At 38.6% G+C, this 24108-nt stretch carries 26 protein-coding genes and 1 other RNA gene; 13 read left to right on the top strand and 14 right to left on the bottom strand.

Going from position 1 to position 24108, the window contains the following annotated elements:
• Positions 1-50: 50 nt before the first annotated feature.
• Positions 51-692 carry a cation diffusion facilitator family transporter gene (locus QLG01_RS01275; protein ID WP_151767178.1) on the bottom strand — a complete coding sequence of 214 codons (642 nt, stop codon included), beginning with the start codon at positions 690-692 and terminating at the stop codon, positions 51-53.
• 65 nt (positions 693-757) lie between these two features.
• Between QLG01_RS01275 and QLG01_RS01270 the strand changes: the two genes are divergently transcribed.
• A complete protein-coding gene (locus QLG01_RS01270) occupies positions 758-1159 on the top strand; it encodes a MerR family transcriptional regulator (protein WP_282495648.1) in 402 nt (133 codons plus the stop codon).
• Positions 1160-1219: 60 nt separating this feature from the next.
• Here the strand turns inward: QLG01_RS01270 and QLG01_RS01265 are convergent, their stop codons facing one another.
• From QLG01_RS01265 to QLG01_RS01245, 5 genes are all read right to left on the bottom strand, one after another.
• Entirely contained in the window at positions 1220-1471 is a 252-nt protein-coding gene (locus tag QLG01_RS01265) for a hypothetical protein (RefSeq protein ID WP_005303414.1), read from the bottom strand.
• Between the two features lie 206 nt (positions 1472-1677).
• Complete coding sequence (locus QLG01_RS01260; RefSeq protein WP_282495647.1) at positions 1678-2910, bottom strand: FAD-dependent monooxygenase; 1233 nt, start codon at positions 2908-2910, stop codon at positions 1678-1680.
• Positions 2907-4115, bottom strand: a complete 1209-nt coding sequence (locus QLG01_RS01255) for an FAD-dependent monooxygenase (RefSeq protein WP_282495646.1) — start codon at positions 4113-4115, stop codon at positions 2907-2909. Before QLG01_RS01255 ends, QLG01_RS01260 begins: the two co-directional genes overlap by 4 nt.
• A 31-nt stretch (positions 4116-4146) precedes the next feature.
• Entirely contained in the window at positions 4147-5466 is a 1320-nt protein-coding gene (pepP, locus tag QLG01_RS01250) for a Xaa-Pro aminopeptidase (RefSeq protein ID WP_151767175.1), read from the bottom strand.
• 67 nt (positions 5467-5533) lie between these two features.
• Positions 5534-6163, bottom strand: a complete 630-nt coding sequence (locus tag QLG01_RS01245; RefSeq protein ID WP_013198594.1) for a UPF0149 family protein — start codon at positions 6161-6163, stop codon at positions 5534-5536.
• A 64-nt stretch (positions 6164-6227) separates the two neighbouring features.
• Between QLG01_RS01245 and QLG01_RS01240 the strand changes: the two genes are divergently transcribed.
• The 3 genes from QLG01_RS01240 (at position 6228) to ssrS (ending at position 7442) form a co-directional block, all read left to right on the top strand.
• Positions 6228-6788 carry a hypothetical protein gene (locus QLG01_RS01240; RefSeq protein WP_003652857.1) on the top strand — a complete coding sequence of 187 codons (561 nt, stop codon included), beginning with the start codon at positions 6228-6230 and terminating at the stop codon, positions 6786-6788.
• Positions 6785-7069: a cell division protein ZapA gene (locus QLG01_RS01235; protein WP_003652859.1), complete on the top strand. Its 285-nt coding sequence runs from the start codon at positions 6785-6787 to the stop codon at positions 7067-7069. The genes QLG01_RS01240 and QLG01_RS01235 overlap by 4 nt, the downstream gene beginning before the upstream one ends.
• 189 nt (positions 7070-7258) lie before the next feature.
• Positions 7259-7442: non-coding RNA, 6S RNA (gene ssrS, locus QLG01_RS01230), on the top strand.
• 132 nt (positions 7443-7574) lie between these two features.
• Here ssrS and QLG01_RS01225 read toward each other — a convergent pair.
• From QLG01_RS01225 to QLG01_RS01215, 3 genes are all read right to left on the bottom strand, one after another.
• On the bottom strand, positions 7575-7895 hold the full coding sequence (locus QLG01_RS01225) for a hypothetical protein (protein ID WP_252060263.1): 321 nt from the start codon (positions 7893-7895) through the stop codon (positions 7575-7577).
• Positions 7896-7987: 92 nt separating this feature from the next.
• Entirely contained in the window at positions 7988-8101 is a 114-nt protein-coding gene (locus QLG01_RS01220; protein WP_004793930.1) for a hypothetical protein, read from the bottom strand.
• 113 nt (positions 8102-8214) lie between these two features.
• Positions 8215-8559, bottom strand: coding sequence for a hypothetical protein (locus tag QLG01_RS01215; RefSeq protein WP_005303401.1), 345 nt, complete (start codon positions 8557-8559; stop codon positions 8215-8217).
• Between the two features lie 223 nt (positions 8560-8782).
• Between QLG01_RS01215 and QLG01_RS01210 the strand changes: the two genes are divergently transcribed.
• The 5 genes from QLG01_RS01210 (at position 8783) to QLG01_RS01190 (ending at position 15194) form a co-directional block, all read left to right on the top strand.
• Entirely contained in the window at positions 8783-9367 is a 585-nt protein-coding gene (locus QLG01_RS01210) for a 5-formyltetrahydrofolate cyclo-ligase (protein ID WP_282495645.1), read from the top strand.
• 445 nt (positions 9368-9812) lie between these two features.
• Positions 9813-12242, top strand: coding sequence for an endopeptidase La (gene lon, locus QLG01_RS01205; RefSeq protein ID WP_005303397.1), 2430 nt, complete (start codon positions 9813-9815; stop codon positions 12240-12242).
• A 303-nt stretch (positions 12243-12545) separates the two neighbouring features.
• A complete protein-coding gene (gene rlmH, locus QLG01_RS01200) occupies positions 12546-13025 on the top strand; it encodes a 23S rRNA (pseudouridine(1915)-N(3))-methyltransferase RlmH (protein ID WP_004793934.1) in 480 nt (159 codons plus the stop codon).
• Between the two features lie 112 nt (positions 13026-13137).
• The gene (locus QLG01_RS01195; RefSeq protein WP_151963430.1) at positions 13138-13914 is read left to right on the top strand and encodes a class III extradiol ring-cleavage dioxygenase; all 777 of its coding nucleotides are present in this window, start codon (positions 13138-13140) and stop codon (positions 13912-13914) included.
• A 170-nt stretch (positions 13915-14084) separates the two neighbouring features.
• Positions 14085-15194, top strand: coding sequence for an META and DUF4377 domain-containing protein (locus tag QLG01_RS01190; protein WP_005303394.1), 1110 nt, complete (start codon positions 14085-14087; stop codon positions 15192-15194).
• Between the two features lie 54 nt (positions 15195-15248).
• Here QLG01_RS01190 and gdhA read toward each other — a convergent pair whose 3' ends face one another.
• Entirely contained in the window at positions 15249-16652 is a 1404-nt protein-coding gene (gene gdhA, locus QLG01_RS01185; protein ID WP_282495644.1) for an NADP-specific glutamate dehydrogenase, read from the bottom strand.
• Between the two features lie 272 nt (positions 16653-16924).
• On the opposite strand from gdhA, the gene QLG01_RS01180 reads away from it, so the two are divergent.
• The gene (locus QLG01_RS01180) at positions 16925-17716 is read left to right on the top strand and encodes an RnfABCDGE type electron transport complex subunit B (RefSeq protein WP_282495643.1); all 792 of its coding nucleotides are present in this window, start codon (positions 16925-16927) and stop codon (positions 17714-17716) included.
• Entirely contained in the window at positions 17717-18406 is a 690-nt protein-coding gene (gene nth / locus QLG01_RS01175; RefSeq protein WP_005048343.1) for an endonuclease III, read from the top strand.
• A gap of 37 nt (positions 18407-18443) precedes the next feature.
• Here nth and QLG01_RS19035 read toward each other — a convergent pair whose 3' ends face one another.
• From QLG01_RS19035 to QLG01_RS01155, 4 genes are all read right to left on the bottom strand, one after another.
• Positions 18444-18581, bottom strand: a complete 138-nt coding sequence (locus QLG01_RS19035) for a hypothetical protein (protein WP_348994498.1) — start codon at positions 18579-18581, stop codon at positions 18444-18446.
• 71 nt (positions 18582-18652) lie between these two features.
• Complete coding sequence (gene adk / locus QLG01_RS01165) at positions 18653-19306, bottom strand: adenylate kinase (protein ID WP_005303386.1); 654 nt, start codon at positions 19304-19306, stop codon at positions 18653-18655.
• A gap of 86 nt (positions 19307-19392) precedes the next feature.
• Positions 19393-20706, bottom strand: a complete 1314-nt coding sequence (locus QLG01_RS01160; RefSeq protein WP_004793941.1) for a membrane protein — start codon at positions 20704-20706, stop codon at positions 19393-19395.
• Positions 20707-20767: 61 nt separating this feature from the next.
• Positions 20768-21286, bottom strand: a complete 519-nt coding sequence (locus tag QLG01_RS01155; RefSeq protein ID WP_013198602.1) for a hypothetical protein — start codon at positions 21284-21286, stop codon at positions 20768-20770.
• A gap of 235 nt (positions 21287-21521) precedes the next feature.
• Between QLG01_RS01155 and mrdA the strand changes: the two genes are divergently transcribed.
• Both mrdA and rsmD read left to right on the top strand, forming a co-directional pair.
• Complete coding sequence (gene mrdA / locus QLG01_RS01150) at positions 21522-23543, top strand: penicillin-binding protein 2 (protein WP_199942551.1); 2022 nt, start codon at positions 21522-21524, stop codon at positions 23541-23543.
• The gene (gene rsmD, locus QLG01_RS01145; RefSeq protein WP_013198604.1) at positions 23543-24094 is read left to right on the top strand and encodes a 16S rRNA (guanine(966)-N(2))-methyltransferase RsmD; all 552 of its coding nucleotides are present in this window, start codon (positions 23543-23545) and stop codon (positions 24092-24094) included. The genes mrdA and rsmD overlap by 1 nt, the downstream gene beginning before the upstream one ends.
• Positions 24095-24108: the final 14 nt, after the last annotated feature.

The following is a 24108-nucleotide window of genomic DNA, read 5'->3' as shown; positions in this document are numbered from 1 at the left end:
CAAACAGTAAAAAGTACCATGTCCGAATGGTACTTTTTATGCGGTCAAAATTATGCTTGAGAACCCAACACCAGTTTTGACTGTTTTCTTTCTTGCTGAGACTGTTTTATGACAGCGTAACCAGAAGACACACCCAAGTACGCAATTACAAAGGCAACAAATAAATCTGGAAATACACTACCTGTTCCAAATACGCCAACGGCCGCTAAAATCACAGCAATATTGGCAATAGAATCGTTTCTGCTACACAACCAAACAGAACGCATATTGGCATCTCCATCACGGTACGCATAGAGCATAAGTGCGACTGAAACGTTAGCAATTAAAGCCATCACGCCAATTGCTCCCATGACCATTGGTTCAGGTGAAACACCATAAAAATAAGACCAAACCACTTTTGCAATAACAAAAATACCGAAAGCGGCCATCGTTATTCCTTTAAGTAATGCAGCTGTTGCGCGCCAATATAAACTCATCGAAAGCACAACTAAAGATAATGCATAATTTGCTGCATCTCCGGCAAAATCTAATGCATCGGCCCATAGCGAAACAGATTGAGCCTTATAACCGCCCAATATTTCTACCACAAACATCAAAGCATTGATCACAAGAGCAATCCATAACGCTTTTCTAAAACGTGGACTCACTTTCTTTGAAGGAGAACATGTTGAAGCACAACCACATCCAGCCATTTTATTTCCTCAAGAACTCTTTTATAGTGATTAAAAACCCTTGAGTAGCTCCAGAGTCAAGCCTTATGAGTCTTTCTATTGGTCAATTATCAAAAAAAGCGGATGTTCCAATTGATACGATCCGTTATTACGAAAAAGTAGGTGTGTTGGACCGTATTCAACGTTCAGAAAATAATTATCGTGTTTATACCGAGCAGACCCTCAACGATCTATTGTTTATTAAGCATTGCCGCGAATTAGATATATCACTCAGTGATATTAAAACGTTAAAAGAAATGAAAACTCAACCTAAACAGGCATGTACGAAAATTGATAATTTAGTAGATAAATACTTAAATGAAGTAACTGAAAAAATTGAACGATTATTACTTTTAAAAGAATCTTTAATTGATTTAAAACAGCACTGCTCTACCAATCGAACAGTGGATGAGTGTGGAATTTTAAAAGAACTACAAAGCTCGCCTTAAACCTATTTTGATAAATTCATACAAATAAAAAAGCACCACTCATGTGATGCTTTTTTAAGATTAATGGTCGCTATGTTCATCAGGAGGAACTTCGGTAATTCTACCACCTCGAGCTAAAAATGCGGCAACTTCATCTTCCAACGCTTGGCGCTGTTTCTGTTTAGCCGTTACAGTCAGCGTTTCTGCTTCGGCAAGGTCTGTATCACTCAAACTGCCTGCTTCTTCATCAGCTGCACCGCTTTCGGCTGCTTTCGCTTCATCTTCATCTACAGCAGAATCTTCTGCATCTTCATAATCATTGATATCTGACATTTCACACTCCCCAGAATGATTTTATTGCATCATTGCTATGGTCCCAAGACCTCAGAAATTTAGCAACCTCTTTGCATTTAGCAAAGAGCCAATTTGGTCAATTCCGTATCTTTTATGACCAAATTGGTAATGATATATAAATGATTGTTCAAAAAATATCTACTGGTATTTAATTCACTCAGTAGAGTATAGACCCAGTAAATATTTTAATGCTTATAGCGGGTACTTTGTAAAGCCCCTAAACCATTTGCTTGTTGCATAAATCGGTCTTTTAAAACCGGTGTCAGCTCAACTTGCTTAAGCCCCATATTGCGAGCCCACACGACTGGAAATAACTCACTGCTTTCAAGCCAACCAATTGCCGACATGCTATGCATCATTGCATCATTCTGACCTTTACGGTGATGTTCATAGCGCAATAAAGTTTGCTCATGTGCCCATACACCACGGTTTAAATCGTGAAGCAAAACATCACACAGTACTGCGGCATCAAGACAGCCAATATTTACCCCTTGCCCAGCAAGTGGATGAATCACATGTGCCGCATCACCAATCAAAGCTAAACCTGCTTTTACATATTGTTTTGCAGCACGAGCTTTGAGTGGAAATTGTGCTCTTGAACGAACCTCTAACACCTCACCCAACATGTGTTGGCTTTCTTGAGTTAAAAGCTGCATAAAGGCGGTATCGTTTAAAGCTGAATATTCATCGGCATAATCATCTGGTAGTGTCCAGACAATCGATTGCCAATATCCATTTTCCGTTTCTTCAAGACTTGCCATTGGTAAATATGCCAAAGGTCCTGTAGGTAGGAAAATTTGGCGGGCAACATAATGATGAGGCTTTGCTGTTCTGATTGCACAGCTAATGGCTGCTTGTTTGTAATCTAGTACATCAAGGTCAATAAAAGCCTGTTCGCGCACAAATGAATTCGCACCATCTGCACCAATAAGCAGTTTAGTTTTAAGTGTAGTACCATCTGCTAATTGAATATGCCAACATCCAACACCCTGCTCAATACGCGTAACACGCACTTGAGTACGGTAATCTGTAAGCTGCTGCAACATTTTTTGCTGAATAGCAACGTTCAGTACACTGGGTTCCACCATTGAACCCAAGGCTTGCTCAGCTAAAGGCTGACGTGCAGAGTCTTGACCAAAATTAATTTCACCATAGCCATTAAGATTCCAGACCTGCATGCCTGTATAAGGCATTTGGCGTGCAAGATCATCCCAAACATTTACCGTTTTAAGCAAATGAATGGTCGCTTGGCTAAGTGCTAAAACACGTGGATTCATCACGCTTAATGTTTTCTCAACATCAAGCACAGGAGCTGCATCAAGCACTGTGGGTTGTACCCCGCCTTGCGCAAGTAATAAAGCAGTTAAACCACCAACCAATCCACCACCAACAATGACGACATCCAACACTTCACTCATGCTTTTAACCCCATTGCATAGTTAGCCACCAATGGTTTTACACCTGGAATGACATCAAACGCAATTAATCCTGTATTACGAATTAATTTTAATAATGGATTTTGGTTACTAAAACCACGAACTACAGTGTCACAGAACTTAATTACGCGCTGCTGATCTGATAAACGAGCTTGCTCATAGGCAAGTAAGTTATCAGGGTTACCTAAATCATCAGAAGTAGTTAATTGGTTCACTAAATAACGTACTAAAACATCTGCATCACGTAGGCATAAATTAAAACCTTGCCCTGCAACCGGATGAATTGTATGCGCTGCATTGCCCATTAGAATAACGCGACCAACAGCTTGTTTATGTGCAAGCACTTGCGAAAGCGAATAACTAAAACGTTTACCCGTTTTTTCAAATTTACCTGCTCGGTCACCGTAAGTTTGTTGTAAAGCACTTAAGAAATGCTGGTCATTTTCATCGCCCAACCATTCATTTTCGGTGCCTTTTTTAACAGGCCACACCACTGAGCGGCGGTACTCACCTGGTAAAGGTAATAAGGCTAAAGGACCTAATGCGCTAAACCGTTCAAAACCTACCTGTTCATGAGGTTTTGATGTCTGAACCGTAGTCACAATTGCAACCTGATCATAGTCGTGAACATCAACACCCACACCAATTGCCTGACGACAAAAAGAATCGCGTCCATCAGCCGCAATTAATAATTTTGACTCAAGTTTTAAGGTTTCCTCACCACGCAAAGCTTCAATATGTACTTGCTCGGCATCTTGAGTTAAAGCGGTAACCTGTACACCATCAATGAGTTCAATCAAAGGTTGTTGACGCACTTGAGTTAAAAGCACACGCCCAAGCCAAGCATTTTCAATTACCTGACCAAAGCTTTCGACTTTCTCTTGTTCTGCAATTAAACGTGCTTTACCAAAACTACCTTGCTCAGTAATGTGGACTTGCAAAATTGGGGTCGCATATTGCTGTAATGCATCCCATAACCCTAGCTTCTGATAAATCTGTACGCTACGACGCGATAAAGCCGTATTACGCGCATCAAAACTCGAATGGTAAGGAGCAACATTGTGATCATCATAGTTTGGGTATTTCACAGCTTCTAATAGCTTTACCGCAATATTAGCCTTCGCAAGCATGAGTGAAAGGCTCAAACCCACCATTCCCCCACCTACAATAATCACTTGTTGTTGCATCGAGTTTTGCTCCTTTGGCGAATACGTTTAATTATGCTTTAGCTTGCGCCATTAAATGTTCAATATCTGCAATATCTTTAACCACATTAGCAGTTAAAACTCGTGGTCCTTTCGAGGTTGCGACCACATCATCTTCAATACGAATACCAATACCACGCCATTTTTCATCTACAGTTTCATCATCTGGTGCAATGTATAAACCAGGTTCAACTGTAATCACCATACCCTCTTCATATTGACGCCAGTCTTCACCTTTTTTGTAAGACCCGACATCGTGTACATCCATACCTAGCCAATGACCTGTGCCGTGCATATAAAACTGACGGTATGCTTCGGTTTCGATGAGTTCGTTAACATCACCTTTGAGCAAACCTAAATTAACTAAACCCTCAGTTAAAATTTTAACTGCTATTTCATGAGGTTCACGATATGAATTACCAATACGAACTGCGTCAATCGCTGCATATTGGGCAGCCAATACAACTTCATATAATGCTTTTTGCTCAGCACTAAATTTACCATTGACCGGAAAAGTACGGGTAATATCCGAAGCATAGAATTCATATTCACATGCAGCATCAATTAAGACTAAATCACCATCTTTGAGTGGCTTGTTATTTTCAACATAATGTAAAACACAAGCATTAGCTCCACCGCCTACAATACTGTTATAAGACGGAACACAGCCATTTTTCCCAAAAATATAATTGAGTTCAGCTTCAAGAGCATATTCCATCATTTCTGGGTGTACCGTTTGCATCGCACGCGTATGCGCTTCAGCACTAATATTTGCAGCAATTTGCATTAGCTCAAGTTCTTGTGGTGACTTAACTAAACGCATTTCATCAACAATACGGTCAAGCTGTAGCAATTGAGCGGGAGCGTTTTCATGTCGGTGCTCGGCATCTGCTTTTTTAATCCACTGGCTCACGCGCGCGTCAAACTCAGCATCGTGCCCAATCCGATAATAAAGACGCTCTTTATTTAATAATTTTTCAATAATTTCTTCATCAAGTAAATCAATTACATATGCTTCATCAGCATCGTAGTCTTCAACTGCACCATCAACTCCGGCACGGAAACCATTCCAGATTTCCATCTCGCGATTACGTTCACGGCAAAAAAGACTATAGCTATAGTCTTCATCTTCGAAGGTTTCAATAACAGCAACTGCCTCAGGCTCAGCGAAGCCCGTCAAATAGAAAAAACTACTATCGGCACGGAATTTATAATCCGCATCACGATTACGGTACATTTCCTCACGTGTTGCAATAATTGCAATGCTGTTTGGACCCATTTTTTCTGCCAGACGGTCTCTACGATGTCGAAAATCAGCTTGAGGCAATTTCATAATGATCTACTTAATTTAGAATTTTAAAGTCAAAAAATAAAATACAACCAATAACACATCGCCTCAATTAGCTTGGGCGATGTGGAGTAAACATTTCTACAATATTTTGTTCTGTGTCTACAGCAGCAGATTTACTTTTTGCATGAAATTTTTTCAATAAAGAACTTTCAGCTACAGTAATTTTTTTTCTGCCAATAGACAAACTTACAGGGATTAAGCGTACAAATTCATATAACTCTTCGTAGCTGCTTTCACCTTCTTCATCATTGTCAGAGTCTTCAAATTCGACTGCTGCAATATCTTGAAGGTTCTCAATCAACTCAAGTTCATCTGGACGAATATGACCCGATGCCAATCCAAAACCTAATACAACGCCTGCACACCAATCTGATAAAGCTTGTACACGCTCTTGAAGTAGATGGTCATCGTCAGGAAGCATAGGTAAATAATCTAATTCATCTTCAGATAACGCATGAATAACATCTTCTGCTTCATCAGTTAAAAGCGTTAGAGCATCTTCACTTAACTCTGGCACATTAAGGGTTGTTAAAATTTGTGACCATTGTTCACGCGTTGGCGCTTCTGTCACACAAACAATACCTGTTAATAGACCATGTAACTCACTAGGGCTTGAAATTTCTTCAATTCCTTCAAAATGAGCGTTCCAATCTGTCCAGCCTGAAATATCGTCTTGCATTCGTTTATCCAATCTCTATACTTTGTATATATTACCTTTGATTGCAATTCTGTGCGACCTCGTTATGTTAGAACAATTACAGCGGCTACAAGCGCATATTAGCGTATTAAAAACACGCTTACATCATTTAGAGAGTGAACATGCGGCACTCTCAGAAGCTAAAGAACTGGCTGAAACAGAGCATCACGCACAAGTTGTGCAAAAAAATAGTATTATCACTAAAAAACAAGAGGAAATTGAGTCAGTAACTGAGCAACTATCTCAGTTAAAAGGTCAATTTCAACAGTTGAATCAGGATGCTAACACACTTGCTGAACGTTATAGCCGATTAGAAAAAAGTACGACTGATTTAAAAAATCGTTTTCAAGAAATTCTTGCCGAGCGCAATGAATTACGTGTTGCAAAAGAAAAGTTACAAGCCCACCAGCGTCAAACCCAACAAGAGCTCCATGATTTACAACAAGATCGTGATCGTTTGTTACAAAAAAATGAGCTTGCTAAATCAAAAGTTGAAGCGATTATTCAACGTTTAGGAATTTTAGGCACTGCTCAAGATCAGCATGCTCAAGAAATTCAGCAGCTTGCCCATCCTAATGCTGAAACTGGTGAGGAGACCCAATCATGAGTGAACAAGTCATGGTAGAGCTTAGGCTGATTGAGCAGACCTTTAGACTCGCGACTACTTTAGACAAAAAAGATGAACTTGAACGTGCAGCAGAACTTCTCAATGAGAAATTTAATGAGATGCGTCGTAGTGCTCCACGTGTTGAGCACAACAAACTAGTCATTATGGTTGCTCTACAATTGACTCAAGAAGTACTAAGCCTTAATAAGTCTTTGCAAGAATACACTCATTGTGAACGTTTACTGCAAACAATATTGGATGATGTTGAACAAATTGTTTAAATAAATTATCCATACAAAAACGCCTTGCTCTATGAATAATAGATGCAAGGCGTTTTTTATTGGCACTATTAAGCGTAATTGAAATTACTTTATGCCTGTTAATGTACAAAGCTTCATCAAACGCAAACTAAGTTTACAGTTCCAGAGGTTTAGGTGATTGCCAACATGGTCAGATCGGTTATACTTAAACTGTCTCTGGGATGTTCGCCAGCGGGTCTATTCCCCTGCCGATACTTAAACTTATGGATGTGTTCTGTATATTTAGAGTGTATGCCTACCTTCGTGTAGGAAACCCAGCAAGTATACGTCGCGTCCACCTTGAACTCATCGGGTTCAGGGTAACGACACATGCAGCGGCATCTTCGGAGCATTCAGTTTTAACTTTAAGAAAAATTCAAAATATTTATTTTAATTTAGCTTTCCATACAGACCTTTCAGTCTAAAATTTTCTTTTTAAACATTAAATTGCAGCTTAGCTGATTAATCTACTCCACCTTCTCTAATATTATTTCTTATTTCTACTCAGACACTCTTCATACCAGCCTGTTTGAAAGTCTTCTATTGCCTTTCGTTTAAAGAAACTGGTTCTAAATACTTTGGCAGAGTAAGCTGAATTAATTAAATCTTGGTAAAGTTGTTTGGCTTTTGGGTCTTCAAGACCATTCGCTATCTGTTGCAAGTCTTGAGATGGAACTTTTTTTTGACGTGCTTCCATGACAGTATAAGCGACTTTTTTTACTACATTACAAATATCAGGATCACTTACATTGTTGTCGGCATGACATCCTAAAGCTAAAAAACTAAGAAAAAATAATTTAAACTTCATGACCCTACCTTATTTTTATAGTTTGAAATTTATAACAAAATTTAATTATAAAAAAAGAAATAGAAGATTTCTTACTATTTCTTTTTAAAAGATCACGCTGGATTAATCACGTAAAAATAAATAATAAGCCCAGCTAAAACAGTTGAAGCAATCGTTAAGTATGTACCAACCGTATTAAAACTCTGTAAGAATTTCAAGATTTCCATATCTAGAACCCCCTAAATTAGCAACTATAAAGACAAAATGAAATTTACCACAACTTAATAATGCCAATCAATTCACACTTATCGGATTTTTTGAGAGTTAAAACATCAATTAATTATTGGTTACACCGAATCGCAAAGGCATCTTTGTAGTAATCAGTTGCACTCTTCAAATCTGACAATAATTTTTCTTCGGTATAAGGTTTAGGTGAAATTTTAATTAATGCAGGCATATATTGGGTCTTATAAACCTCAGGATAATCATGGCACAAGATTTTGACTTTAACTTCTTGTGGCGTATTCGGATTATCCAGTTGATCTAAAAACTCTCCAATTTTACGGTCAGACTCTTCAAATTGAGCTTTATAGTCAACTTCAGCAGCTTCAGGTTCTGTTTGTTTTGTACACCCGCCTAGCATCAATACGGCGCTTATTGTAATGGTTAAAATTTTTAACTTCATAGGCTTAACAATTTCACATTCATCCTTTTAAATATTCTTATCTGATTAAATGTAAATAAATACTGGTAATACGTAAAGAAATAGAATTTTTTATCGCTAAAGAACATACCTCGCATCAAGTAAATTTAATGTTATTTCTTAATTAGTTCTCTATTTCCATAAATCTTAAGAAAAATAGGTATAATTTTGCTCGACTGATCTCAAATCTTTGTTAGATTTACGCATGAATGAACTTAGTTTTATTAGAAAAAATTTAAGATCTAAAAGACGCTCTTTGTCCCCCTTAGAGCAAAAAAAAGCTCAGCTTAATGTTCTGCATCATTTAAACAGTCTTGCTATTTTTCATTCATCAAAAAAAATTGGTTTATATCTGCATGCCTTCGGAGAAGTTCATACAGATCTGATCATAAAATTATGTTTTAAAAAAAATAAACAAGTTTATTTACCTATGATTTGTTCTATGAATCAACATTTAGCTTGGGTAAAAATATCTAGAAACCAATATTTAAATCGACGTTTTTCCCATCATCCATTGGGTATGAAAGAACCCATGGCAACAAGAGGAAAACATGTATCAAAACTTGATTTACTGTTAATGCCACTTTTAGCTTGTGATCACTACGGTACGCGTATTGGTATGGGTGGCGGCTATTATGACCGTACATTGGCTAGTGCAAAACATAGACCTTATCGTTTGGGAATGGCGCATCAATTTCAATTTATTGAACATACTTTAAAACGTCAAAGTTGGGATCAACCCTTAGATGCTTTACTCACCCCTCAACATATTTATTATTTTAAAAGATAATATCTATATGAAAATTAAAATTAGTCTTAAGTTTTTAATGCCCCTAAAATCATAAAAGTAACCACCCTAAGGATGGTTACTTCTACGTGACAGACCGTTTTACCAACTTATAGTAACACGGCTATTTAATGTTCAATATTAAATAAGTTTTGCATTATTGTTAATTATACAATGCCGATAAACGACATAAGAAAATGGTTATTTTCCATCCAAACGTCTTTTTTACTATATGAATATTTCATAATTATTAAGCTAAATTACCTATCCTTTCTACAAAATTTTATTCTTCTTAAGAATTAATCCGTTGATTCATAATATTTTAATAAAAAAGTTGACTAAATTAGTCATTTTTTCCACATTTTCTATAGAGAGGCCCTTGTAATTTTTGAAATACACATCACTATAAAAAACATGGCAACCTCGTTGTCACTCATTAGGAGTGCCCATGTCTGAACTTATTATGAATGAAAAAACTGACTTAGAGCCTCAGGTTCCAAGTGTATTACCACTTTTAGCGTTACGTGATGTAGTGGTCTACCCACACATGCAAATTGCGTTATTCGTGGGTCGTGAAAAATCGATCAATGCAGTTGATGTGGCTCGTAACAGTGACAATTTAGTATTTGTAGTTGCGCAAAAAGATTCGCTTACAGAAGATATTGATCACGATAACCTTTATCAGTACGGAACTGTCGCTAAGATTGTTCAAGTTGTAAATCATGAGAATGATGAAAACTGCATTAAAGTACTTATTGAAGGGTTACAGCGCTCTAAGCTTGAAAAAATTATCGATGAAGATAGTCATTTGACTGCTGAACATAGCTTAAGTCCAATGACAATTAACGTAGATAAAGCTACTCAAGAAACTCGTTTACAAGAGTTGCGTAATTTATTTGCTCAATATGCTGAAGCAAAATTACGTAATGCACGTGAACTCGTTGCAGCTGCTAATAAAATTGAAGACTTGCTACAGCTTATGTTCTTCGTGGCAACACGTGTACCTCTAAATATTGAAATTAAACAGAAGTTTTTAGAGCACGATGAATTTGAAGCACATTTGCAAGAACTTATGAGCTACTTGGTTAATCAATCTGCCGAACAGCAAATTGAACAAACTTTGCATGACAGCGTAAAACGCCAAATGGAAAAAAACCAACGTGAATACTTTCTAAATGAAAAAATGAAAGTCATTCAACGTGAACTTTCTGACATGAATGGTGGCGCTGAAGATGACGTTGCTGAAATAGAAAAACGTCTTACTGAAGCTGATTTACCTGAACACGTACGTAAAAAAGCTGAAGCTGAGTTCCGTAAGCTTAAAGCAATGCAACCTGCATCTAGTGAAGCGGCTGTTGTACGTAACTATCTAGAAGTAATTTTAGATACACCGTGGAATAAAGCGAGCAAAGTCAGCATTAACCTTGCGAAAGCTCAAGAGATTCTTGATACAGATCACTACGGCTTAGATGACGTTAAAGATCGTATTGTTGAATACTTAGCTGTTCAGTCGCGTGTTAAAAAACTCAAAGGCCCGATCCTATGTTTAGTAGGCCCTCCTGGTGTAGGTAAAACTTCGCTTGGTGAGTCTGTCGCGAAAGCAACAGGTCGTGAGTTTGTTCGTATGGCACTCGGTGGCGTACGTGACGAAGCTGAAATTCGTGGTCACCGTCGTACTTATATTGGTGCGATGCCAGGTAAAATCGTGCAGTCTTTAACAAAAGTTGGTGTGAAGAACCCACTGTTCTTACTCGACGAAATTGACAAGATGGCACAAGACTACCGTGGTGATCCTGCTTCTGCATTGCTTGAAGTATTAGATCCATCACAAAACAGTAAGTTCAACGATCACTATTTAGATCTTGATCTTGACCTATCTGAAGTGATGTTCATCTGTACTGCAAACAGCATGAATATTCCTGAGGCATTGCTTGACCGTATGGAAGTTATTCGTCTACCGGGTTATACCGAAGATGAAAAAGTTAACATTGCTGAACGTTACCTTGTTCCAAAAGCGATTAAGAATAATGGTCTGCGTGCAAAAGAGTTAACAATTCATGAAGAAGCGATTCGTGATATTGTTCAGCGCTATACACGTGAAGCGGGTGTACGTAGTTTAGAACGTGAAGTGTCTAAAATTGCGCGTAAAGTGGTAAAAGAAGCAGTAAGTAAAAAGTCTAAAAACTTACAACTTGATGTGACTTCTGCCAATCTTCCAGAATACTTAGGTCCACACAAGTTTGACTTTGGTATTGCAGAAGATGAAGCGCAAGTAGGCCGCGTAAATGGTCTAGCTTGGACATCTGTAGGTGGTGAGTTACTTACCATTGAAGTTGCAGCTGTCAAAGGTAAAGGTAAATTCATTACAACCGGTTCACTTGGTGATGTAATGAAAGAATCTATTACTACAGCAATGACTTTAGTACGCACGCGTGCCGATGAACTAGGTATTGAAGCTTCTCGTTTTGAAGAAACTGATGTACACGTTCACTTACCAGAAGGTGCAACACCAAAAGATGGTCCATCTGCTGGTTTAGCATTAACAACTGCGCTTGTATCAGCATTTACAGGTATTGCGATTCGTCCTGATATTGCAATGACTGGTGAAACAAGCTTAGGTGGTCGTGCAATGCGTATTGGTGGCTTAAAAGAAAAACTTCTTGCAGCACACCGTGGTGGAATTAAACTTGTATTTATTCCACAAGATAACGTTCGTGATTTGGCAGAAATTCCAGCCAATGTTAAAGAAGGTTTAGAAATCAAAGCTGTGAAAAGTATTGATGACATCTTACCTTTAGCATTAGTTTCGATGCCAAAGCCTTTACCTAAAACACCGATTGTAAAACCGGTGGAAGGTTCAAAAGCAGCACGTCACTAATTAAAGTGTGAAAAAAGAGAGCTTCGGCTCTCTTTTTTTTGTTACACAATTTGATTGAAAAATATCCAACCATCCTCATAATAGGTATTAAGAGTATTTAATTAAATTAAGTATTCTTCGTTATCTATTATTTTATAGATAGCCTTGTTTTATTCTCTATGATCATCTGAACTCCAGACAGATGATCATTTGATCGCAGTCCAACACCGTTTTTTGGACTGCGTTTTTTATGCCTATTTTACTACCACGAACTTATCTCTTCCTCAGGTATAATGCGCCAGCTGTTTTAAATGAATAGACAATATGAAAATTCGTATTCTGACCATTGGTCAAAAAATGCCTGCTTGGGTTCTCACTGGTTTTGAAGATTACTTCAAACGTATTCAGCCTTTTGTGCAAACTCAAGTCATTGAACTTCCTATGGCCAAACGTGGTAAGAATGATTCAGAAGCGGATATTTTAAAATATTGTCAAATTGAAGGTGAAAGTATTCTAAATGCTTTAAAACCAAATGAAACTTTAATTGCTCTAGAGGTTGGTGGCCGAGAACTCAGCACAGAGAAACTGGCTGACACCATGAAACAGTGGATGCTTGAAGGCAATGATGTAGCACTCGCTATTGGTGGACCAGATGGTTTATCAGATCAAGTACGTAAAGCTGCCGCATGGCATTGGTCACTTTCAAAACTTACAATGCCCCATCCTTTGGTACGTGTTTTACTCATTGAGCAACTGTATCGGGCAATGACTATTAATCATAATCATCCCTATCACCGTGCATAAAAACAACAACCGTTTCATTTTAGGAACAATCCGTTGAAATCAGGATACTTTTAACATGTCCTGATTTTGGCATAATAACTATTATTCTGCTTTTTAACTCAGGTGTAATGCAATGGAACTACAAACCCTTCCCGGACTGTTTATTTCACATGGTTCACCCATGCTTGCACTTGATCCAGAACAAGTAGGCCCTGCTCTACACCGCTTAGGTGCTAATCTTCCAGCACCAAAGGCAATCATTGTGATGTCTGCGCATTGGGAAAGTAAAGCACTTGAAGTGAGTATTTCGACTCGTCCTGAAACATGGCATGACTTCCGCGGCTTTCCTAAAGAGTTATATGAAATTCGCTACAGCGCCCCTGGGCAACCAGAACTTGCTGAAGAAATCTTAAAATTACTGGCAGATGCTCATTTAGTTGCACATGCGAATAGTACGCGTCCTCGTGACCATGGCGTATGGATGCCTCTATTGCATATGTATCCTGATGCTGACATTCCTGTCGTCGAGATTTCTTTGCCAACCAATTTAAGCGCACAAGAAATTTATCGCATAGGACAAACACTCGCGCCTTTACGTGACAAACAGATTTTACTCATTGGTTCAGGTAGTATCACTCATAATCTTGCAGAGTTATCTTGGCAAGGAGATAACTCTAAAGTTCCAGAATGGGCCTCAACGTTTAGAAATGCTGTTGTGAATAAACTTACCCATCAAGATTATGATGGTGTACTAGACTGGCAATCATTGCCCTATGTAAAACGTAATCATCCGACCCTTGAACATTTTGCCCCGTTGTTTTTTGCTATGGGTACAGGCAATCGTTTTACGATTGTTCACAGCAGCTTCACAATGGGCTCGCTAGGCATGGATATCTATCGTTTTGATTAATTATTAGCAAATACCCCGTTTTGCGGGGTATATCATCATTCTTGTTGAAAATTAGAATAACTTACAAACTTATACATTTTAAAAACCGAAACAATCAAATGTTTACATTTTCTTTTTTTAAGAATGTTTTAAGCTTATTGCTGTTGTTTTTTTACTTGAAGTTTTTTTAAATGAAAATTAAATATTTAATTCTTGCGTTATTACCTTTTTCTTTGATGGCGTGTCAAACAGTTACCCATACTCCTGCTCCAATTGTATCTGAGCAACAACAAAACCTTGCAGCCACTTTAGGTGAATATGCTTGGACTTATCAAAATGTAAAAGCTTCTAAACCACTTATCCTTAACTTTAATGCAGATGGCAAATTAGCAATCAATACAGGTTGTAATGGCCAAGGCGGTACTTGGAAAGTTGAAGGTAACCAACTTGTTACTTCTAACCTTGTTTCAACAATGATGGCTTGCCAAGATGATTTAATGAAACAAGAACAATTGTCGAATAGCATCTTTAGTGACGCAAAATTACCAATCGAAATTAGCAACAATAATGGTCAGGTGATTTTAAGCGTGACAGACAAAACTGGTCAAAAGCATATTTTCCAAGGTCAAAAAGCAGTGAATACTCAAGCTTTAACAGACTACTCTTGGTCTTATCAGCCTGAAAATACAAAAAAACCTATCGTTCTTAACTTTACCAACGACCGTTTATCGATCGCAACGGGTTGTAACCGCCAAGGAACAACTTGGAAAGTTGAAAACAACACCATCGTAACTGCTGATGTAATGTCAACAATGATGGCGTGTGAACCTGCTTTAATGAAACAGGAACAATTTTCTAGCAGCCTTTTCCAAAAACGTGCGGTTCCGTTTGAACTCAATACCACAAACGTTGATCAACCAACACTAACGGTATCTGATGCTCAAGGTCAAAAATATACCTTTACTGGTAAAATGACACCTGAAGCAAAATATCAATCTGAAGGAAAGACTGTTTTCCTAGAAGTTGCTCCACAAACTAAATCATGTACTGGTGTTGCACCACAAACTTGTATGCAAGTTCGTGAAATTAAATATGATGACAAAGGCGTTAAAACTTACGCTGACAAAAACTGGTCATTATATTATGGCCAAATTGAAGGTTTTGAGCACAATCCAGATCAACGCGTAATTTTACGTGTAAAACGTTTTGAAGTGAAAAACCCAGCAGCAGACCAATCTAGTCAAGCTGATGTATTAGATATGGTTGTTGAGCAAGAATTAGTTAAAAAACCTAAAAAATAAGTTTTTAGACTAAAAAAATCCGATGCTTTTGCATCGGATTTTTTATTTCTATTTTTAGAAAATACCTTGAGCAAGCATTGCATCAGCCACTTTTACAAAACCTGCAATATTGGCACCATCAACATAGTTAACAGTACCATCTTCTTTACTACCGTATCTTACGCAATTGGCATGAATGTCTTTCATAATTGCATGTAGACGCTCATCGACCTCAGCATGTGTCCAGCTTAAACGAATTGCATTTTGAGACATTTCTAAACCAGATGTTGCTACCCCACCCGCATTAGATGCTTTTCCTGGCGCATACAAAATTTTAGCTTCGATGAAGTGTTCAACTGCCTCAAGTGTAGATGGCATATTAGCGCCTTCAGCCACACAAATTACACCATTTGCAATAAGCGTTTTAGCATCTTCACCTGTTAATTCATTTTGCGTAGCACATGGTAAAGCAATATCCACAGGAATATGCCAAGGCGTTTTTCCTTCAAAATATTCAAAACCATGTGTAGAAGCAAACTCGGAAATACGACCACGCTTAACGTTTTTAAGATTCATGACTTCAACAAGCAACTCATCTGTAAAACCATTTTTTACATAAACCGTGCCGTTAGAGTCAGACAAAGTAACAACTTTTGCCCCTAAGAACATGGCCTTCTCTGCTGCATATTGTGCAACGTTACCAGAGCCAGAAACAGATACTGTTTTACCAGCAAAAGATTGTCCACGCGCTTTGAGCATTTCCTCTGCAAAATAAACCGTGCCATAGCCAGTTGCTTCAGGGCGCATTAAGCTACCACCAAATGAAATTCCCTTACCAGTAAAGACACAAGCGGTGTCATTACTCAGCTTTTTCATCATGCCTGCCATATAACCGACTTCACGTGCACCCACACCAATATCTCCCGCAGGAATATCAGTATTTGGTCCTAAATGGCGATAAAGCTCAATGATTAATGCCTGACAGAATCGCATAATTTCAGCATCAGATTTACCTTTAGGGTTAAAATCTGAACCACCTTTCCCCCCACCCATTGGTAAAGTGGTAAGTGAGTTTTTAAAAGTCTGCTCAAAACCTAAAAATTTTAAAATTGATAGATTGACCGATGGGTGGAAACGCATTCCCCCTTTGAATGGACCAATTGCTGAATTGTATTGAACACGGAAAGCTCGGTTAACTTGAGTCTGACCTTGATCATCCATCCATGAAACACGAAATTGAATCACACGCTCAGGTTCAACTAAGCGTTCTAACAAACCCTGCTCTGCATATTCCGGATTTTTTTCAATAAATGGCCACAAACTCGTCATGACTTCTTCGACAGCTTGTAAGAACTCAGGTTGATGCGGATCACGCGCTTGCACGTAATTCAGGAATTCATTCAGGTTGTTATATTTCAATGCACGGTCCTCAGCATAGTAATGAATTAAATTGGTGCAATACATTATTAAATGCATCATTTAGCAGCAAAATATTAAATCCCTTTCCATCAATTTTAACAATAGTTATTTTAAATTATTTTATTAACCTTAATTATCAAAAACTTATTTTTAGAAAAACTACTTAAAGATAAGAAATAGTCATTTAACTTTTCACTTTTATTGATCTATTATTGTGCAGAATTAGCGACATTTTAGGTCAATTAAAAACCCGATAAATTCGTTAAAATCCATTGACCTTACTTAGCTTTTTCTTCATTATCGCATCGTTTTAACCAAGCTATTTGCCCACTATGAATTCATCTATTTCTCTCATACGCGAGATTGATGCGTTATTACCACAAACACAATGTGGTCTATGTGGACATCGTGATGGATGTCTACCCTACGCAAAGTCGATTGCTGAAGGTGAAGAAGCAAATAAATGTGTTCCAGGTGGACAACCTGTTGCTGATGCACTCGCAAATCTATTAAATCGCTCTCCATTAACTGCTGAAAGAAGCGTATGGCCCGTACAAACAGATAGCCGACCGCAGCGCATGAAAGCAATTATTCGTGAAGATGAATGCATTGGCTGCACCAAATGTATTAGTGCTTGTCCTGTAGATGCTATTATTGGCAGTGGTAAGCTCATGCACACTATCTTGACGGACTTATGTACAGGTTGTGAGTTATGTATTCCACCATGTCCCGTAGATTGCATTGATTTGGTCGAAGACACTCAAGCCTTACCAAATGAACAACAGCGTACCGCAGAACAAAATGATTTAAGACAACGCTATTACGCTCATATTCAGCGTGAAGAAAAGCGTCGTAGCCACCGTAAAGGGCCTGTGGTACGTGCTGAAATAGATACTCAACTGTTTGCGCAGTTTTCTCAGGCACTTGATGAATTACCTTCAATTGAAATCATTGAGAAACCTAAAGAGACTGTGCCAACTGATGCTAAAACTACAATTGAGTTAGCTAAAATTCGTACACAAATTAAGAAACTGGAAAAACAGCTAGGTGTACGTGAAGATGCTAAAAAACGTCTTCAACTCGAAGAACTACAACAGCAACTCATGCAATTACAGGAGGTCTGAATGGCTGTCAAAAATATGACGAAAAAGCAGATTCAAATTTTCTTTGAACGCCTTCGTGAACAACGGCCCTCTCCTCAAACCGAGTTAAAATACTCATCTTCTTTTGAGTTACTCATTGCAGTTATGTTGTCAGCTCAAGCAACCGACGTGAGTGTGAATAAGGCAACTGATAAACTTTACCCTGTGGCTAATACAGCCGAAAAAATCTACAACTTAGGCGTAGATGGATTAAAGGAATATATTAAAACAATTGGCCTTTACAACGCTAAAGCCGAAAATGTGATTAAGACTTGTAAGATTTTAATGGAACAATTTAACGGAGAAGTTCCAAGCAACAGAAAAGACTTAGAAGCTTTACCAGGCGTCGGACGTAAAACCGCAAATGTTGTTTTAAATACAGCTTTTGGACAACCGACTATGGCTGTCGATACCCATATTTTCCGAGTGGGAAATCGAACTGGCTTAGCCGTAGGTAAAAATGTACTTGAAGTTGAGCACCGCTTAATTAAAGTCATTCCTAAAGAATTTATTTTAGATTCACATCACTGGCTCATATTGCACGGTCGTTATTGTTGTATTGCCCGTAAACCTAAATGTGCTGAATGTGTAGTTGCAGATGTTTGCAACTGGCCTGATCGCTTTGAATTTGGTGCACAAAAGCAAATTGCTATTAAAAATATTGAAGCTTAAAAATATGGTTGGGTATAGGTAATATACCCAGTCAATCTTACTTTAGACGTTTTTTCTCATTACGCTCTTCTTTTGCTTGTTTTTGTACCTGTCTAAGCATTTTATAGCTCTGATAAGTTAAAAATATGACAAGTGCCAGACTTAGCAATATCACCAAAATCAATATGATTTTCATATTGTTCTCCTGCACTGAATGAAAGAAATGAGCCCTCACAAAGAGGGCTCATTATCACAAACAATATTAAATTATTTGTCTAAGATGTTGAACAAATCTTTTTGTACATCTTCAATTGTACGCAAGCCATCAAGCTTGTCATAAGTCGGTGCGTTCTCACCAGATGCAGCACGGCTTTGATAGAATCCAACCAATTGCTCAGTTTCTGTATGATAAGAAGCTAAACGTTTACGGATTGTTTCTTCTTGGTCATCTGGACGTTGAACAAGATCTTCACCAGTTTCATCATCTTTACCTTCCACTTTAGGTGGATTGTAAACTGTATGATAAACACGGCCAGAAGCTGGATGCTGACGACGACCAGAAAGACGTTGTACGATTTCTTCGTCAGGAACATCAATTTCAATCACGTGATCAATGTTAATCCCTTCTTTTTCCAAAGCTTCAGCTTGTGGAATAGTACGTGGGAAACCATCGAAAATGCAGCCATTTACACAGTCAGGCTGAGCAATACGTTCTTTTACTAAACCGATAATAAGTTCATCTGAAACCAAACCACCAGATTCCATTACACTTTTAGCTTTTAGACCTAATTCAGTACCTTCACGAATTGCAGCACGGAGCATATCACCGGTTGAAATTTGTGGGACATTGTAGCGCTTACAGATCAACTGAGCCTGAGTCCCTTTGCCTGCTCCAGGTGGTCCGAGTAAAATAATGCGCATAAAAAACATCCTCATTTAAAACAATGAATATGAAGTCCGGCAGAAAAAGTCTCGTTAATCTTCAATAGATCCTGCCCGACGTCGAATTATAAGAAAGCCACAAACAAATGTATTGTACCAGCAATAAATCCGGTTACCCCACCTAGTACAATAAGAATCCACTCATCCTCCTGAAATGCAGGACGCAATAAATTCTGAAACTCTTTTGGTGTCAGTTCGCGAATACGCTCTTTAAACATTTGAAAAATCTTCTGTGCCCGGCTTGCGTTCAGCGCTGGGTCACATACGGGTCCCATCGTAATTTCAATTGATCGATCAATCAAGTCCGTCTTTAATCTTGCGTACTCTCTTGGCCCTAAAGAAAGCTGTAAAGATGTACGAACTAACGGTGTTTCCATAATTTCGTTAATATGACGTTTCACAATGCGGCGGGTCTTATCTTTACGTGGCCCATACATCATTTCGGTCATAATCGATTTTAACGTAATTAAATCTTCTGTTACTACGCTTGAAAACACATCAGAGACTTCCTCTTGACGCTTCATGAAAGCACCTTGGAAATTATAAGTCCCAATTCGAAGAACGGGTACAATCCAAGGGAACTTACGATCTTTTGTTAATCTAAAAATCTGTGGGTAACGAATATAATGTGGTTCAATCGGATTAAATACCATCCAGATCGCAATCCAGTTCGTTAAAAAGCCCCAAATTGAAGCCCAAAACGGTACAGTCCAGTGCCAAGGTACGACAAACCAAACAATCATTTGGAAAATACCAAAGAACATTCCAATTAAAGCACTAATATGCCAAATAAAGTTGATTTCTTTTTGCCCAACTTTTAAGAACATCCGTACCATTAAACGGCGGTCACCTTCCATCTGGCTAACCACCATTTCACGCATATTAACCAGTGACTCGACATTCATGGTCAGCTCAGTCACTAATTCCCTTAATACACCGGGTAATTGTTTATGCGCCTGTGCATAAATACGGCGTTTAATTGAATAAGGTAAATTTTCCCAAAGAACAGCATTACGATCGATCATGACTTCATCAATCAGATGTTCAAGTTCAAATCCAACCTGCTCACCAATAATGCGTGCCATATCTTCAGGGTCCATTGCCTCTAAAAATTCACGCAATGAACCTAACTTAGATAATGTATTGTCGGTAATAATACCCGAGATACGTCCAGCTTTACGTGGCACAATACCTTGCCAACCTACGGGTAATGGACCTAAATGGAATCCCCAAAATTTAATTGGGTAAAACACCATTTTCAAAGCCATCCAAACGTGTGCCCATGTAACAAAGGCAGTGACTGGAATGATACTCAAAACGGCCCAAAAATCAGGTCTGTGTAAAAAGGTCTGCCACAATCCGCTGACGTACTCTAACATGTAAGACTCTCGTATTTATTTGTGCTCTGCTTATGGCGAGTTAAAGATAAACTGCTTTGTTTTATAAACCAAAACTTAGAGAATAAGAAAATTGAATCTGTGGTTTAGTATCCGCAGCAACTGCTCCGTTCTGGTCAGTTAGTTTTTCCGCCGCGCCAATACCCACACTAAAAGTACTAATTCTTTCTGAATTCAACAATACATAGGCCAAATCGACGCCAGCGCCTAAACGGGATTTATAATCACCATCGACCTCTTTACTATCGAGATGCCCAGCATAAAAACCAATATAGTAACCATTTTTATCTGTGCCGGTAAGATAGTAAGGATATCGAAACCCGACTTGGCCACCAGCAGTTTTGTCACCATTCAAAAATGCGCCAACTTTGGCATACGCGATACCATAAGGGTTTACCCATTCGCCGTTTAAATGTAATAGTTTTTGTGTAAAACCGGCACCCACATTCCACGTAGATGCAGTATGTCCTACTAATTTTGCTTCCGGAAGAAACGAATAGTCTTGAGCATGAGCCCAACTGCTTACCGTCAGAACTGCAAGTAAGGGATAAATTTTTCTCATTATTTTCTCCATTTTCCCTAATCGTATGGTGAGAACAACCCTATTCTATTGAATGAGAGACTTTAACAGAATTATTTTGCTTCTTATATACAAGTATCTACAATTTTGTTGTCTGCAAAGTCAAAACGTATCTTATCGAAATGCACGGAAACTTTGAAAATTATGCAATATTTTAAACGCTCTTGCGTTAGAATAAGCAGCTATTTTTCCACCCTATGTCATTAAGTCGATCCTTATGAAGCAGCACTTTCCTTTAAAAGATATCCAGCAAGAAAAGCGCATTTATCGAGGACGAATCTTTTTTGCCGTAGGTCTTGTTATCGTTTGCTTATTAGTACTGATTAGCAGATACGCTTATCTGCAAATTTTTCACTACGACGAATTTTCTACCGCATCAGATAAAAACCGAATTCGCTTGCAGCCACTTCCACCTGCTCGTGGTTATATCTATGATCGAAATGGTGTATTACTAGCAGATAATTATCCAGTTTTTACAGCAACTTTAAGTAAAACCGATGTAGAAGATGTGGAGGGTGTTGTTGAGCAGCTACAGCCTATTTTAGATTTAACACAAGAAGATATTGACCGTTTCAAAAGTCGTATAAAAACAGCTCGAAAAACTGAACGTGTCGCAATTAAACTTAATCTAACCGAAGCTAACATTGCCAAGTTCAGTGAAGCTAAATATAAATTTCCCGGCGTAAGAATCGAAACACAGATGACCCGTTACTATCCACACGGTGAGTTATTTGCTCATGTGATTGGTTATGTAGGGCGTATTAACGATAAAGAATTAAAAAGTATTGATAAAGATTTATATGCTGGAACCAACCTAATTGGAAAGATTGGCGTTGAGAAAAGTTATGAAGATTTGCTACACGGAACACCAGGTTACGAATCTGTTGAAGCAGATGCTCACAGTAACATATTGCGCCATTTAGGCCGTAAAGATCCTACTCGCGGCAATGACCTCTATTTATCTTTAGATTATGGTTTACAGGTTGTTGCATCTCAACAGCTCGCAGGCCGTCGTGGCGCCATTGTTGCCATCGACCCCCGTACTGGTGAAATTCTGGCTTTAGTATCTAGTCCAAGCTTCAACCCTAATTTATTTGTGACGGGTATTAACCATAAAGATTATAGTTCTTTACGTGATAATTTAGATCAACCGCTTTATAACCGTGCGGTACAAGGTGCATATCCTCCAGGTTCTACCATTAAACCAATGGAAGCAATGGGTGGTTTACACTACGGTATTGTAAACTGGTCAACAGCCATTTCTGACCCAGGCTATTTCCACTTACCTGGCGATTCGCATAAGTTCCGCGACTGGAAAAAAACTGGTCATGGAATTGTAAACATGCATAAAGCCATCATTATGTCATGTGACACCTATTTTTATATTCTTGCCCATCAAATGGGTATTGATCAAATGAACCAATGGATGCGTCAATTTGGGTTCGGTCAAAAAACAGGTGTCGATCTACCAAGTGAAAGTGAAGGTCTTTACCCAAATCCTGAATGGAAAATGCGTACTCGCAAAGCCAAATGGATGAAAGGTGAAACGATTTCTGTGAGTATTGGTCAAGGTGCATTTACAGCTACACCTTTACAACTAGCTATGGCGACTGCAATTACAGCCAATCATGGTTCTCATGTCACCCCTCATGTTTTACGTGCAACGCATGGTGCAAAACCATTTACTGTACGTAATGCACCTGATGGCAAAATCAACTTCAACGGAACAGATGAAGACTGGATTCAAATGCGCGATGCAATGATTGATGTAATTCAATCAGGTACTGGTCGCGGCATTCGTACACCTCTCTATCAAATTGCAGGAAAGACAGGAACTGCACAGGTTAAAAGTATTGCACAGGGTAAACGCTACAATGAAGCAGCCCTGAGCGAACGCCAACTTGACCATGGTTTATTCGTTGGATTTGCACCAGCTGATAAGCCAGAAATTGCGATTGCCGTGATTTGGGAAAATGGTCGTCATGGTGGTTCTGCTGCTCAACTTGCAAGACCTATTTTTGATTACTGGTTATTAACTCGTAAGAAAAACCCAGTTCGACCAGCAAACCATCAAGTCAATGGTGGACTAATGACCGCTGGAATTAAGCCAGGTGAGCTATCAAGCGGCGGCGAAGTTGCGAGCTCTACTCCAGCAGCATCAGCCACTTCAACTGCACCCGCAGCCTCAACACCACAGGCTACACCAGCTCGCCCTGCAACCAATGAGGTCGATGAATAATGAAGAATCAATTACGCATTATTGGTGGCGAATGGAAAAGACGAGTACTTCCCTTCGCTAGCATTGAGGGCTTACGCCCAACACCAGACAGAGTACGCGAAACTCTATTTAACTGGCTCATGTGGGATATTCAAAATGCACATGTCCTCGATGTTTGTACAGGCTCTGGCGCATTAGGTTTTGAAGCGTTGTCACGTGGTGCTGCGTCAGTTTATATGATTGAACCAGACAAAACTCAGGCACGTTTTTTAAAAGATAATGTTGAGCTATTAAAAGCCCAAAATTGTCATTTAATCAATGCAACTGCTCAGCAAGCTTTACCCCGTTTAAAAGAACAATTCGATGTTGTGTTTTTAGACCCACCTTATAGTCTAGATTTATGGCAAGAACTTTCAAACTTGGCTGAACCCCATATTAAAAAGAATGGGTATATTTATGTTGAAGCTGATCGAGATTTATCTCAACTTCTTCTCCCTTCAACATGGCAACAAGTTAAAACAACGAAAGCTGGTACCGTTCACGCAGGGCTTTATCAAAAAGTAGCTGAATAAAAAAGGTAGCCTAA

The sequence above is a fragment of the Acinetobacter sp. V89_4 genome, from assembly GCF_029967875.1.
GTDB classification, from domain to species: Bacteria; Pseudomonadota; Gammaproteobacteria; order Pseudomonadales; family Moraxellaceae; genus Acinetobacter; species Acinetobacter oleivorans.
Note: the sequence above shows the minus strand (reverse complement) of the source record. Positions and strands in the feature narration are given on the sequence as shown.

Excerpts from the sequence above, each read along its gene's own strand:
- QLG01_RS01225 (WP_252060263.1), bottom strand. The coding sequence starts at position 7,895 with ATGAAGTTTAAATTATTTTTTCTTAGTTTTTTAGCTTTAGGATGTCAT.
- QLG01_RS01215 (WP_005303401.1), bottom strand. The coding sequence starts at position 8,559 with ATGAAGTTAAAAATTTTAACCATTACAATAAGCGCCGTATTGATGCTA.
- QLG01_RS01235 (WP_003652859.1), top strand. The coding sequence starts at position 6,785 with ATGAGTGAACAAGTCATGGTAGAGCTTAGGCTGATTGAGCAGACCTTT.
- lon (WP_005303397.1), top strand. The coding sequence starts at position 9,813 with ATGTCTGAACTTATTATGAATGAAAAAACTGACTTAGAGCCTCAGGTT.
- rlmH (WP_004793934.1), top strand. The coding sequence starts at position 12,546 with ATGAAAATTCGTATTCTGACCATTGGTCAAAAAATGCCTGCTTGGGTT.
- QLG01_RS01270 (WP_282495648.1), top strand. The coding sequence starts at position 758 with ATGAGTCTTTCTATTGGTCAATTATCAAAAAAAGCGGATGTTCCAATT.
- QLG01_RS01220 (WP_004793930.1), bottom strand. The coding sequence starts at position 8,101 with ATGGAAATCTTGAAATTCTTACAGAGTTTTAATACGGTTGGTACATAC.
- QLG01_RS19035 (WP_348994498.1), bottom strand. The coding sequence starts at position 18,581 with ATGAAAATCATATTGATTTTGGTGATATTGCTAAGTCTGGCACTTGTC.
- QLG01_RS01255 (WP_282495646.1), bottom strand. The coding sequence starts at position 4,115 with ATGCAACAACAAGTGATTATTGTAGGTGGGGGAATGGTGGGTTTGAGC.
- QLG01_RS01190 (WP_005303394.1), top strand. The coding sequence starts at position 14,085 with ATGAAAATTAAATATTTAATTCTTGCGTTATTACCTTTTTCTTTGATG.
- QLG01_RS01160 (WP_004793941.1), bottom strand. The coding sequence starts at position 20,706 with ATGTTAGAGTACGTCAGCGGATTGTGGCAGACCTTTTTACACAGACCT.
- QLG01_RS01260 (WP_282495647.1), bottom strand. The coding sequence starts at position 2,910 with ATGAGTGAAGTGTTGGATGTCGTCATTGTTGGTGGTGGATTGGTTGGT.
- nth (WP_005048343.1), top strand. The coding sequence starts at position 17,717 with ATGGCTGTCAAAAATATGACGAAAAAGCAGATTCAAATTTTCTTTGAA.
- pepP (WP_151767175.1), bottom strand. The coding sequence starts at position 5,466 with ATGAAATTGCCTCAAGCTGATTTTCGACATCGTAGAGACCGTCTGGCA.
- QLG01_RS01275 (WP_151767178.1), bottom strand. The coding sequence starts at position 692 with ATGGCTGGATGTGGTTGTGCTTCAACATGTTCTCCTTCAAAGAAAGTG.
- QLG01_RS01195 (WP_151963430.1), top strand. The coding sequence starts at position 13,138 with ATGGAACTACAAACCCTTCCCGGACTGTTTATTTCACATGGTTCACCC.
- QLG01_RS01180 (WP_282495643.1), top strand. The coding sequence starts at position 16,925 with ATGAATTCATCTATTTCTCTCATACGCGAGATTGATGCGTTATTACCA.
- QLG01_RS01210 (WP_282495645.1), top strand. The coding sequence starts at position 8,783 with ATGAATGAACTTAGTTTTATTAGAAAAAATTTAAGATCTAAAAGACGC.
- QLG01_RS01245 (WP_013198594.1), bottom strand. The coding sequence starts at position 6,163 with ATGCAAGACGATATTTCAGGCTGGACAGATTGGAACGCTCATTTTGAA.
- QLG01_RS01265 (WP_005303414.1), bottom strand. The coding sequence starts at position 1,471 with ATGTCAGATATCAATGATTATGAAGATGCAGAAGATTCTGCTGTAGAT.
- mrdA (WP_199942551.1), top strand. The coding sequence starts at position 21,522 with ATGAAGCAGCACTTTCCTTTAAAAGATATCCAGCAAGAAAAGCGCATT.
- gdhA (WP_282495644.1), bottom strand. The coding sequence starts at position 16,652 with ATGATGCATTTAATAATGTATTGCACCAATTTAATTCATTACTATGCT.
- adk (WP_005303386.1), bottom strand. The coding sequence starts at position 19,306 with ATGCGCATTATTTTACTCGGACCACCTGGAGCAGGCAAAGGGACTCAG.
- QLG01_RS01240 (WP_003652857.1), top strand. The coding sequence starts at position 6,228 with ATGTTAGAACAATTACAGCGGCTACAAGCGCATATTAGCGTATTAAAA.
- QLG01_RS01155 (WP_013198602.1), bottom strand. The coding sequence starts at position 21,286 with ATGAGAAAAATTTATCCCTTACTTGCAGTTCTGACGGTAAGCAGTTGG.
- rsmD (WP_013198604.1), top strand. The coding sequence starts at position 23,543 with ATGAAGAATCAATTACGCATTATTGGTGGCGAATGGAAAAGACGAGTA.